The organism is Aquimarina latercula DSM 2041, assembly GCF_000430645.1.
In the GTDB taxonomy this organism is placed as follows: domain Bacteria; phylum Bacteroidota; class Bacteroidia; order Flavobacteriales; family Flavobacteriaceae; genus Aquimarina; species Aquimarina latercula.
On record NZ_KE387185.1, the window covers coordinates 427,921 to 441,627 of the forward strand.

The 13,707-nt window shown below is 32.1% G+C and carries 5 protein-coding genes; all 5 read left to right on the top strand.

Going from position 1 to position 13,707, the window contains the following annotated elements:
• Window positions 1–77: 77 nt before the first annotated feature.
• The 5 genes from H526_RS0119780 to H526_RS0119800 all read left to right on the top strand — a co-directional run bounded on the left by H526_RS0119780 (window position 78) and on the right by H526_RS0119800 (window position 13,683).
• Entirely contained in the window at window positions 78–926 is an 849-nt protein-coding gene (locus H526_RS0119780) for a formylglycine-generating enzyme family protein (RefSeq protein ID WP_027394607.1), read from the top strand.
• Between the two features lie 366 nt (window positions 927–1,292).
• Window positions 1,293–2,909, top strand: a complete 1,617-nt coding sequence (locus H526_RS0119785; RefSeq protein ID WP_027394608.1) for a sodium:solute symporter — start codon at window positions 1,293–1,295, stop codon at window positions 2,907–2,909.
• A 104-nt stretch (window positions 2,910–3,013) separates the two neighbouring features.
• Window positions 3,014–7,168, top strand: a complete 4,155-nt coding sequence (locus H526_RS0119790) for a hybrid sensor histidine kinase/response regulator transcription factor (protein ID WP_245591218.1) — start codon at window positions 3,014–3,016, stop codon at window positions 7,166–7,168.
• Window positions 7,169–7,736: 568 nt separating this feature from the next.
• Window positions 7,737–10,406, top strand: coding sequence for a glycoside hydrolase family 3 protein (locus H526_RS0119795; protein ID WP_035086091.1), 2,670 nt, complete (start codon window positions 7,737–7,739; stop codon window positions 10,404–10,406).
• Window positions 10,407–10,533: 127 nt separating this feature from the next.
• Window positions 10,534–13,683, top strand: coding sequence for a SusC/RagA family TonB-linked outer membrane protein (locus tag H526_RS0119800; RefSeq protein ID WP_035086093.1), 3,150 nt, complete (start codon window positions 10,534–10,536; stop codon window positions 13,681–13,683).
• The last annotated feature ends 24 nt before the right edge of the window (window positions 13,684–13,707 follow it).

A 13,707-nucleotide genomic window follows, 5' to 3' on the forward strand; every position in this document is an offset into this window, starting at 1 on the left:
TACTATGGTCTTATGTTTTGTTATTTCTAAATGTAGTAATCATTAAAAAGCATTATTTATTAATTTTTGACATTTTTATGCAGAAGATTTTATTCTATTTTGTTTTAGGAGTTTTAATACTATTCTATTCGTGTGTCTCAAAGGATTCTAAAAGCCATGTAAATGATAATTTGATTTTAATAAAAGGAGGATCTTTTGTAAATAAAAAATCAAATTTATATGGTAAAAATGTTGTTGTTAATGATTTTTATATAGGTAAAAGTGAAGTTACACAAAAGGAATGGAAGGATATTATGATAAATAACCCATCCAGATTTAAAGGGGATAGTTTACCTGTAGAAATGGTAAGTTGGTATGATTGTGTAGAGTTTTGTATCAAAAAAAGTATTAAAGAAGGATTGCTACCTTATTATAAAATTTATAAGGACTCCGTGGATGAATTTAACAAATCCGAGTTCGATAGTATAAAGTGGCTGGTTAAGAAAAATCCTAAAGCGAATGGATATCGTCTTCCTACAGAAATCGAATGGGAATATGCTGCTGGAGGAGGCCAGTTAAGTAAAAACTATTCATACAGTGGTGATGATACTGTAGAAGAAATAGCTTGGTATTGGAGAAATAGTGGAGATACTATCTTAATAGAAAAATGGGATTATCGACGTTTAGAACAAAATCACTGCAGAACACATCCAGTAAGTTCTAAAAAACCGAATGAACTCGGTTTATATGATCTAACAGGAAATGTTAGAGAATGGTGTGACGATTGGTACGAGGATGATGGAATACCTCGTGGACATTTTCGTTCGCAAAGAGGTGGTGGTTGGATAGGTCTAGAATTACATTACAAAAATGATGATAGAGGTTACTTTGAAGCAGATGGAATCGGTCCGGATCAAGGTTTTCGTGTATGTAGAAATAAAGTTTAATATTATTAAAATATAACTACTGATCTTTTTAATAGATATAATCCTTTTGAGTTTTAGACACTCTTTTTCTTTTTTATTACCAAATCACTGTCAAAAAAAATAAAATTCGAAATACTTAAATAAATATAGTTTTCTACGCATCATAATTTATAGTATTCGCTTCAAATCTTCCATTTAATTGATGAGCCTCATAATAGTTTTGGTTTTTACTTAAAATTTTAAGTAAAAATTAAACGATTTGTTAAACGATGTTTCTGAAAATTGCTAATCGTTCATAGGTTTGCAAATGTTTTCTACAGTAACATAGTAGATCAGAGAATCATTTTAAAATTAGATAATACAAATATATTTAACCAAAAAGGATTTATGGAATCAGTCTTAGAACAATTAGATTGGGTAGTATTAGGTGTTTACTTTTTAGCACTTATTGGGGTAGCTATCTGGGTGATATTACAAAGAAATAAGGATACAGCAGATTATTTTTTGGCTGGACGTAATGTTGGTTGGTTTGTGATTGGAGCATCAATTTTTGCTTCTAATATTGGATCCGAACATGTAGTTGGTTTGGCTGGTACAGGAGCAGAATCAGGAATGCCAATGGCACATTATGAATTACACGCGTGGATCGTATTATTATTAGGTTGGTTATTTCTACCTTTTTATATGCGAAGTAAAGTATTTACTATGCCCGAGTTTTTAGAAAAAAGATTTGACAGTAGGTCAAGATGGTTTTTATCGATTTTCTCGTTAGTTGGATATGTAATCACTAAAGTATCAGTAACGATATATGCTGGGGGAATTGTAGTCTCTGAACTGTTAGGAATACCTTTTTGGTATGGTGCAATTGGTATTGTAGTTTTTACTGGAGCATATACTATAGTAGGAGGTATGAAAGCAGTGATTTATACAGAAACTTTACAAACCGTAGTTTTAATTGCCGGGTCGTTAATTATTACGTATTTAGGATTACAAGAAGTCGGTGGTTGGGAAAACCTTCGGACTACAGTAGGTTCGGATCATTTTAATATGTGGAGACCGATGTCGGATCCAGATTTTCCTTGGACAGGATTGTTATTTGGTGGAACTATTGTTGGTATTTGGTACTGGTGTACGGATCAATATATTGTTCAGCGAACGTTAGCAGCTAATAATATAAAAATAGGTAGGCGTGGAGCTATTTTTGGAGCATACCTTAAGATTTTACCAATTTTTATTTTTCTGATTCCTGGTATTATTGCTTTTGCCTTAGCAAAACAAGGTGTTTTAACTTATGATAAAGCAGATGAGGTATTTCCAGTCTTAGTTAAAACGTTATTGCCTACAGGACTTAAAGGACTGGTTGCAGGTGGATTAATGGCTGCATTAATGAGCTCATTAGCATCGGTATTTAATTCTTGTTCTACGATATTTACAATAGATATTTACAAAAAATTAAAACCTACTACTCCAGAAAAGAAGCTATTAAATATAGGAAGAGTGGCAACGGCATTGGTAGTGGTTTTAGGAATCATATGGATTCCTATTATGAACAAAATAGGTGGAGGTGTTTTATATCAATATTTACAGAGTGTACAATCATATATCGCACCACCAATTACCGCCGTATTTATATTAGGAATAATCTGGAAAAGAGTAAATTCCAAAGCTGCAATTGTAACCTTGTTTTCTGGTCTTTTGATAGCTGCTTTTAGAATCACAGCGGAAATTGTAAAAGATGATTTGTCAGGTATTGCATATCAGTTTGCTACTATCAATTTTGCGCATATGGCTATTTTCATGTTTATCTTTTCGGTAATAGTCTGTATAGTTACTAGTTTAGTTACAACCGCTCCAGATTATACTACTATTAAAGGCCTAGCATTTGGAACATTGTCAACAGAACAGAAAGAAGCAACTAAAAATAGTTATACACCTACCGATATTGTTTTATCAGTATTATTGGTAGTAGTAGTAGTTTCTATATTAACTTATTTTACGGGTTGATAATGCTTTGATAAAATCTTGTTCTTTACCCTTAACTAGATTAAAAATTGATTAAGTATGATAAAACATGCTATATTTATTCCTAAGCCCTGGAATATAAAATGATGAATAGTAAAAGTTTTATAGCGTGTATATTGTTTTTTTGTTGTTGTCTAAATTACGTTTGGACACAGCAAAAATCCAATGATTTCAATTTTGTTAATATTGGGGATGGTATTTCAAAAATAGCAGTACCTGTAATTGCTCAGGATCATAATGGTTTTATTTGGATTGGAACAAGTGGAGCAGGTTTACATAGATATGATGGGATTGACTATGTTTCTTACAAACATGAATTAAAGGATACCACTTCGCTTAGTAGTAATTTTATTTATAGTTCGTTTGTTGATAAGAAGAATCGGTTTTGGGTGGGTACAGAAAATGGATTAGATCTTTATGATCAAGAAATGGATCAATTTAAGAGAATTGATATTGTGTCTCAAATAAAAGATTTTAATCAAATCAATATTGCGGTTGGTAGTATAATCGAAGATTCAATAGGAAACATTATTGTTGGTACTTTTGAAAGAGGGTTACTTACATTAAATCCGGAAACGGGAATAATAAAACAGATAATTAACCTTGATATTGATCACAAAAATGGCCTGCTGGATATAAATGATCTTGAAAAAGATAAGCAAGGAAATATATATGCAGCAACTAGTCTTGGATTGAGAATATATAATCCCAATACAAATACATTAAGTCTTTCTGTTTTTAATACCGAAAAAGAAAAGCAATCTGTAGCAGTTCCTATCAAATCTCTGTTAATCGATGATAACAATAATATATGGTTGGGGACTATATCTGACGGTATCTATAGAGTAAAAAAATCTTCTGATGTTATTTACGAGATTAATAACTTTCCTTTTACTACAAAACGAGTATTGTCAATGATCGCTAATGCCGATGGATCAGTAATATTTGGAACTGAAAATGATGGACTATTTCATATTGAAGCAGATGGTAATCTAATAAAAAATTATCTTTTTGATAAAAATAATGAAAACAGTATTCGATCTAACTCTATATGGTCTTTATTCTTAGATAGTAATGAGAGGATATGGATGGGGTATTATAATAAGGGTATCGCAGTATATGATAAATTATATGATAAATTTAAAAACATAGAAAGCCTAGCTAGTAATCCTAATTCTTTAGAGGCAGGATCTGTTACTGGTATTGTGCAGGATAGTTCTGGATTACTATGGATTAGTATGGATGGAGGAGGAATAGATGTATACAATAGAGATGATCAGAGGTTTATTCATATTAATAAAAATAGTAATAAGGAATTCTCAAACCTAACAGCTTACGATATTCAGACCATATTTATAGATAGCAAAGAAAATGTATGGGCAGGAAGCTGGAATGGAGGTGTTTTTTTGCTTAAAAAAGGAACAAAACAGTTCGTTAATTATACAATAGAAAACACAGATGGTGCATTAGCCTCTAATAGTATATTAAGTTTTGCAGAAGATGCTAATGGTATTATTTGGATAGGTACTTTTTTTAGTGGAGTAATTTCTTATAATCCCACTACTAATAATTTCGTGCATCATAATTCAGAGGAATTTTCTAATTATGGTATCCATACTAGTGATATTCGAAAGATACTAATAGATTCTAAAAATAATTTATGGATAGGAGCTGCTAATGGATTATATAAAGTAACACAAAATAGTAATGGTCAATTCTCTGTAGAGTTTCTAAGAGATAAGATGAATAGTAAATATCAAAATGAATCCAACTCCAATCATATACTATCAATTTACGAAGCTACTGATGGATCTATATGGATTGGCACTAGAGGATCAGGTTTGTGTAGATACGATCCTAATAAGAATAGTTTTGTCTGGTATAACGAGTTGTATGAATTAAAAGATGAAAATGTATCTGCGATAATTGAAGATGAAGATAATAACATTTGGATGAGTGGTAATGTAGGAATCCATAAGTTAGATCTTAAAAAAGGAGAAATTACCGACTATAATTTTAATGACGGTTTATTATCAAATGATTTTAACTTTAATGCAACATTTAAAGATAATGAAGGAAATATTTATTTCGGTAATTATGAAGGTATAGATTATTTTAATCCTAAGGACATCAAAACCAATAGTAGCTCTACTAATTTATATTTAACCGATTTTAAAATTTTTAATAAAAAGGTATATCCTAATCAAGAAGGTTCTCCTCTAAACAAAGTAATTTCTGAAACTGATAGTATTTCTTTAAGTAACGAACAATCCGTTTTTACTATTGATTACACAGGTATTAACTATACACGTTCTGAGAAGAATCAATATGCTTACTATCTAGAAGGGCTAGAAGATTCTTGGAATTATGTAGAAAATACAAGAAGTGCTACATACACAAATCTAGATCCCGGAAATTATACCTTTAAATTAAAGGTAGCCAATAACGATGGTAAATGGAATGAAACACCATTGCATTTACAAATAGAGATATTACCACCTTGGTGGAAAACAAATTGGGCATTGATATCTTATGTTCTGTTATTGCTATTCGGAATATACCTTTTGAATAAGTTAACTCAAAATAGAATTAAGGAAAAACAATTAATAAAATACGAAAGAGAAAAAAGAATTAAAGAAGAAGAGTTACATAATAAAAAGCTACAATTCTTTACAAATATATCTCATGAATTCCGTACACCACTAACGCTTATAATTAATCCATTAGAGGATATTCTTAAAAACGAAGGGTTAAATCTTCCTAACGAAGTAAATGAAAAACACCTAATTATTCATAAAAACACAGATAGATTATATCGGTTAATTAATGAATTGATGGATTACAGAAAACTTGAGTTTAATAAACTAAGTATAAAAGCAATAGAACTTGATATCATTAATTTTGTTCAGGATGTGGTAAGCTATTTTGTAGTAGAAGCTTCAAATAAAAAGATAGATTTAAATATAACACACGAGGTTTCTGAATTAAAAGTATGGGTTGATATAGGAATGTTGGAGAAAATCATTTTTAATTTATTATCAAATGCCTTTAAAGTTACACCAGAAGGGGGAACTATTACTATTAGTATAGCGATAAAAGAAGGAGAGAAAACCCATCAGGATGCCATATCAGAGTCATTCGAAATAAGTGTGTCAGATACTGGTCCTGGGCTAAAAAAGGAACAATTAGAAAAAATATTCGAGCGGTTTTATCAAGTGGATAACCTAAATAAGTCATATTACGGTGGTACAGGAATAGGGTTAGAAGTGGTAAGAAGTTTTGTAGAACTCCATAAAGGAAAAGTAACCGTTGATAGTATCGTAAATCAAGGAACCACGTTTTCAGTAATTTTACCATTAGGGAAGAAACATTTCAGCGAAGATGAAATTGTTATTAGCGATAAAACTTCTGATATTCTAGTAAAAACAAAATTTATAGGTAACGTTCATAATAGGAATTTAGAAAATAAAATAGAAGAAGAACAAAAAACCAATAGGTTATTAATAGTCGAAGATAATACAGAATTACGAAACTATTTAAAAAGAGAATTGAGTAATAATTATAGAGTGTTTGATGCAAAAAATGGTACCGAAGGTCTCGAATTAGCCAAAAAAGAAGTGCCAGATATCATTATTACAGATGTAATTATGCCAGAAATGGACGGCTTCGAGTTTTGCTCAAATATTAAGAAAGATATAAAGACCAGTCATATTCCTATTTTAATGCTCACAGCAAAAACAATGGCAGATGATCGATTAAAAGGAATAGAATCAGGAGCAGATGTGTATTTAAATAAACCTTTTGATATGAGGGTTTTAAAATCATATTTAACGCAGATGCTTACTATAAGACAGATAGTTTTTAATAAGTATTTTAGTGATGTTAGTGATGCCCAAATCAATGAAAACAATACATCACTAGATAAAGAGTTTATACAAAAAGTATTAAACCATATTTATGAGAATTTAAGCGATCCTAACCTTAGTGTAGAATCATTATCCTCAGAACTTCACCTTAGTAGAAGTCAGTTTTATAGAAAGATAAAAACACTGACAGGGCAAACGGCCAATCAGTTTTTGAGAAATATTAGACTTCAAAAAGCAAAACAGATTTTAGAAAGTGGTTCTACTAACGTTAGTGAGGTTTGTTATAAGGTAGGGTTTTCTTCTCCATCTTACTTTACAAAATGTTTTAAAACTCAGTTTGGAATCCTACCTACAGAAGTGCCAATAAACGAATAGTCTTATGTGTATAAAAGCATAAAAAAAGTTGCTTGATTAAACACATAATTCCACTCTTTTTTAGAAATTAACTAAACATATTTATAAGAAGGTTACGCAATGTATGTAATCAATATGCTTTATAAAAGCATAGCAGAAAGAAGCATCTATAAGATAGATGCTTCTTTCACCTTGATTTAAGGATATGTTCTTAGATTTTGTTAATGTAATACCGCATTTGTTATCGATATAATAATAAATAGAATTAAAAATTACATTGCTAGCAATTAGCTCCCTTTCTAACCATTCCCCCTGTTATTCTTGTTGCTCCCATTGGCTAAATTGTTGCAATTCACCTCTTTCAATGTTCGAATGCAACAAATGTTTTATTATATGCTTTATCTGTTGCATCCTTTTTTTAATCTCATACATAAATTGTTAAAAAATTGTGAATTAGTTAAATATAGTGAACAAGAAATATTCAAATATTAAAATTTTGGGCGAGATATTTTTAATTATCGTAGTGCTCGGATTGTTTGTTTTTATACTTGACATGATTTCATAAAAAAACCAGCTTTAAAACATAACAATGATAAGAAGAGAATCTAAAAATAGATTAAAAAAACCTTTAAGAATTAGTAGTTTAATTATTATCTCAATTATTCTTCAGTTGAGTATAGGGTGTGAAACGAAAAAAGAAACAACATACAAGTTTAAAGATCCTAAATTGTCTATTAATGAAAGAGTAAGTGATTTAATAAGTCATATGACACTTTCAGAAAAAGTATCTCAAATGAGATATGATGCACCTGCTATCGAACGCTTAGGTATTCCAGCTTATAATTGGTGGAATGAGTGTTTACACGGTGTGGCTAGAGCAGGTGAAGCTACAGTATTTCCTCAGGCAATTGGTATGGGGGCTACTTGGAATGCTCCTCTATTATTCGATATAGGCACCATTATTTCCGATGAGGCTAGAGCAAAACATCATCGTTTTATTAAAGAAGACAAAAGAGGGATATATCAAGGATTAACTTTTTGGACCCCTAATATCAATATTTTTAGAGACCCTAGATGGGGAAGAGGTCAAGAAACTTATGGAGAAGATCCTTATTTGACCGGAAGAATGGGAGTAAATTTTATAAAAGGGCTACAAGGAGATGATCCAAAATACCTTAAAGTGGTAGCTACTGCTAAACATTTTGCAGTACATAGTGGACCGGAAAAATCAAGGCATGAGGATAATTATCATACATCAGATAAAGATTTAAAAGAAACGTATTTACCAGCTTTTGAAGCAGCGATTAAAGAAGCTAATGTACAATCAGTAATGTGTGCATATAATAGATACCGAGATGAAGCTTGTTGCGGAAGTAATTTGTTACTAAATGATATACTTCGTAAAGAGTGGGGGTTTGATGGTTATGTGGTTTCAGATTGTTGGGCGATCAATGATTTTTGGGAACCAAATAAGCATGAATTAGTCGAAACCCCTGCTGAGGCTTCAGCATTAGCAGTAAGTAGAGGTACAGATTTAAACTGTGGAGATGTATATGATCCAAACTTAGGAGATGCTGTTCTTAAAGGCTTAGTAGATGAAGATAAGGTTGATCGAGCATTATCTAGATTGATGGAAGCACGATTTAAACTAGGCATGTTTGATCCTGAAGAAATGGTGTCTTGGTCCAAAATATCTTATGATGTGGTATGTAGTGATGCTCATTATAAATTATCTGAGAAAACCGCTAAGGAATCAATGGTCTTATTAAAAAATGAAGGTAAACTACTTCCATTAAGAAAAGATCTAAAATCCATTGCAGTAATAGGACCCAATGCCAATGCTAAACAAGTCTTATTAGGAAATTATCACGGAACTCCACTTAATAATATCACTCCGCTAAAAGCAATAAAGGAAAAATTACCAAACACTAAGGTAAACTACGCAAAAGGGAGTCACATAGCAAAAGGATGGCCGTTATTACAACCAATACCATCTTCTGTATTGCGAAATGGAGATAACGTTGGATTAAAAGGAGAATACTTTGATAACGAGGAGTGGAAAGGAAAACCAAAATTAACGAGAAATGATAGTATTGTTGATTTTATATGGGTTTCAAAAAAACCAATTGAGATTACTACTTCAGATAGTTTTTCTGTTAGATGGACAGGAAAAATTGTTCCAGAAGAAAGCGGTTCATATCGTATTGGATTAAGAGCTAGTAGTGCAGGTAAACTATATGTGGATGATTCTTTAAGGGTAGATTTTAAAGATGATCACGAGCCAAAAATGAAGTATTTAGATATGAGGCTTGAAGCTGGTAAATCATATGATATTAAAATAAAATATTACAATTATCATACAGATCCACAGGCCCAATTACTTTGGTCTAAATTAGATGAAGATCTATTGTCTCCAGCAATAGAAGCAGTTAAGAAATCAGAAGTTGTAGTACTGTGTTTAGGATTATCTCCAGATATAGAAGGTGAAGAAATGCCAGTAATTTTGGAAGGTTTTGATAAGGGAGATAGATCAGAAATTTCATTACCACAATCACAGCTTATTTTATTAAAAGAAGTACAGGCTTTGGGTAAACCAACAATATTAGTGTTGATGAATGGGAGTGCCCTTGCTATAAACTGGGCAGATGAAAACATCCCAGCAATTCTTGAGGCTTGGTATCCAGGAGAATTTGGAGGGAGAGCAATTGCCGATGTTCTTTTTGGAGATTATAATCCAGCGGGTAGATTGCCTGTTACCTTCTACAAATCTGTTGATGATCTTCCAGATTTTAAATCTTATGATATGACCAATCGAACCTATAAATATTTTAAAGGAGATCCTTTATATGAATTTGGACATGGATTGTCATATACCACTTTCGAATACTCAAAACTAGAAGCGCCAGATGCTATAAAAACAGATGAAAATATTCCTGTAACAGTTCAAATTACAAATACGGGGGATATGAAAGGTGATGAGGTTGTTCAACTTTATGTATCTCACGATAAAAAGCAATATACAGACGGGCCAAAACATTCTTTAATAGGATTTAAAAGAATCAACTTAGAAGTTGGAGAGACAAAAAAGGTAAGTTTTACGGTTACCCCAAAACAATATGCTGTGATTAATTCAGCAGGAAAAGAACAAAAAGCGTCAGGAGCAATTCAAATTTATGTAGGTGGAAAACAACCTAACAGAAATGATGATTCAGATACCGCAACTAACAAACATTTAAATAAAAAAATAGCACTTAAGTAATGCGTAAAAATGAAACCTAGATTAATTGCTATATCTAAACAATTGTAAGGGAAAAGGAATACTAATTAAAGGGAAACAAAAGGAGCTATCAAGCACTTTAAACTTAACTACATAAAAACAATGTCATATGATAAGACTTAAACTAGCAATTATTGTATTTATTTTAATTGGAACACAGCATGTTTTTTCGCAAGAAGATAATGTTAGTGGAACAGTTACGGATAAATCTAATTTGCCATTACCAGGCGTTACCGTTTTGGTAAAAGGCACCACCAATGGTGCTTTAACTGATTTTGACGGTAATTACGAATTACAAGGGGTATCGAAAGGGGATATTATAGTTTTTTCCTATGTTGGAATGCAAACGATACAAAAAATTGTTATTGACTCCGCACAAATTAATGTTGTAATGATACCCGAAGCGACAGATTTAGAACAAGTTGTGGTTATTGGGTATGGACAAAGCAGAAAAAAAGATCTGACATCTGCGATATCTACAATTAGCGGAGATGTGTTAGATAAACAGACGGTTACTAATATCGATCAAGGGATTCAAGGATTAGTATCTGGAGTTACTGTGACTCGAAGTACAGGTAGACCAGGAGGAGCGGTATCTGTAAGAATACGTGGTACAACATCCGTAACTGGGTCTAATGAACCATTATATATTATTGATGGTGTAAACGTTCAGAATTCAGAGAGTGATTCATTTAATTTTTCGCGTTTTGGAGGAACTGGTGGACAGACGGCTATAAGTCCTCTTTCTGCGCTGAATCCAAATGATATAGAATCCATAACCGTTTTAAAGGATGCTTCTGCCGCGGCAATATATGGAGCGCAATCCTCTAATGGAGTAGTTTTGATTACTACAAAAAGAGGAAAGGCAGGAAAAGCTAAGATAAGCTATGAGACATATGCAGGAATTCAGACAGTTCCTAAGTTATTAGATATGATGAATCTAAGAGAGTTTGCGGCATATTCAAATGAGGTTAGACAGAGTCCGTCAACTAATTTACCACCAGCTCCTCAGTTTGAGAATCCAAATATTTTAGGAGATGGAACAAACTGGCAAAGAGAAATTTTTAGAGCAGCTCCAATAACGAATCATCAATTATCAATTTCTGGAGGAAAAGAGAAAACAAAATTCTATGCTTCAGCTAATTATTTTGATCAAGAAGGTATTGTAATCAACTCTGGTCTTAGAAGATTTGGATTACGATTAAATTTAGACTACAAGTATAATGATTGGATCAAATTTGGACATAACATAAACCTAAGTAGTTCGTTAGAGCAAATAGGATTAAATGATTCTCGAAATGGTACCATTATCAATGCATTAAGACAGACTCCTAATGTACCTGTAAGAAATCCTGATGGAACCTTTGGTTCTCCAGAAAACGGTTTAGGTAATACAGGAGCATTAAACCCGATAGCCGCTTCAGAAATAAGAAACAGTACGCTAGAAAGATTTAAAATGAATGGAAATATTTATCTGGATCTTAAATTGGCGAATAATCTTAAGTTCAGAACAGATTTAGGGTATGACTATAATACAGCTAAAACGCAAAGTTTCTTCCCGACTTATGATTTTGGATCACTTTCGAATCGCTTAAATTCGTCTTTTAGAGCAGCCAATGAAGGGTTATATTACCTATTCAAAAACTATTTAACCTATACTCCTAGTATTGGAAATCATAATTTTGATATCCTATTAGGAACAGAAGCTCAGAAAACCGAGTTTCAAGGATTGTCTGGGCAAAGATCTAACTTTCCTAGTAATGATGTTCCTGGTTTAAATACTGGAGATGCTGAGACATCCTTATCCGAATCATTCGAAGGTGCAGCTTCTCTCTTATCCTATTTTGGTAGAATTAATTATGATTATAATTCAAAATATTTATTTTCAGCATCCTTACGATATGATGGTTCTTCAAAATTTGGACCTAATAATAGATGGGGTTTATTCCCATCAGTATCTGCAGCGTGGGTAGTAAGTGATGAACCTTTTATGGAGAGTATTTCTAGCGCTTGGAGTTATTTTAAAATACGAGCTGGATACGGAACTAGTGGAAACCAGGATATAAATAATTTTCTATATCTGAGCTTTCTTAGAAATCAAAATACAGCACTTGGAAGTGGATTTAGCCTAGCTAATTTTAACAACCCTAATGTTGCATGGGAATCTTTAATTTCTCCAAACCTGGGAGTAGAACTTGGTTTCTTGGATAACAATATTAGATTAGATGTAGATGTGTATAGAAAAACTTCTAAAGATTTCTTAGCAACTAGACCTATACCAGGTTTCTTAGGTAGTTTGAACACCTTGTCTTTTATAGGAGTTAATGCTCCAGTAGAAAATTTTGGTGAAATGATCAATGATGGTATTGATTTAACTTTGAATACAAAGAACATTACGAATGAAAAATTTAGCTGGGATACCAACATTGTATTTAGTTTATATCGTAATGAGATTACTGAATTATCAGGTGAAAATGATGCTATCATTGGAACGCTACAAGATGAGGAAATTATTGCCAATCTAACAAGGTCAGAAGTAGGGCAACCTATCGGAATGTTCTATGGTTTTGTAACCGATGGGTTATTTAGAGATATAGATGAATTAACAGGTGCTGAACCTGCTGCTATTCCTGCAGAAAGCTCTGTGGATGAAGCTAACGGTACTTGGTTAGGAGATGTTAGATTTAAGGATTTAAATGGTGATGGAGTGATTGATGATAACGATAGAACATTTATTGGAAATCCACATCCAGATTTTACATTTAGTATGACTAATAATTTCCGATATGGAATGTTTGATTTATCAGTATTCTTACAAGGAACTTATGGAAACGATATTTATAACTATACTCGTACCTATATCGAAGGAGTTAACCGATTTAATGCAAATCAAGCTACTTCTGTAATTGATAGATATAGCGCTACGAATACTGATGGAAGTTTACCTAGATATTCCGATGGAGATAAAAACGGAAATATTAGAGTATCCGATAGATTTATAGAAGATGGTTCTTACTTAAGAATTCAGAGTGTTACTTTGGGATGTACATTACCTAAAGGCACTTTTGGAGAAAAAATTAAGTTTTTTGATCAGATAAGAGTGTATACAACAATACAAAATTTATACACATTTACGAACTACTCAGGATACGATCCTGAAGTAGGATCACTTAATCAAAGTGCTTTATTTAAAGGTATAGATTTTGGAAGATATCCTGTTCCAAGAACAATGACACTTGGACTTAATGTACAATTTTAACATGAAAAAGAAAATAATATGTTT

Bases quoted from the DNA above. Each gene is read 5' to 3' on its own strand.
- H526_RS0119780 (WP_027394607.1), top strand. From the start codon at position 78: ATGCAGAAGATTTTATTCTATTTTGTTTTAGGAGTTTTAATACTATTC.
- H526_RS0119785 (WP_027394608.1), top strand. From the start codon at position 1,293: ATGGAATCAGTCTTAGAACAATTAGATTGGGTAGTATTAGGTGTTTAC.
- H526_RS0119790 (WP_245591218.1), top strand. From the start codon at position 3,014: ATGAATAGTAAAAGTTTTATAGCGTGTATATTGTTTTTTTGTTGTTGT.
- H526_RS0119795 (WP_035086091.1), top strand. From the start codon at position 7,737: ATGATAAGAAGAGAATCTAAAAATAGATTAAAAAAACCTTTAAGAATT.
- H526_RS0119800 (WP_035086093.1), top strand. From the start codon at position 10,534: ATGATAAGACTTAAACTAGCAATTATTGTATTTATTTTAATTGGAACA.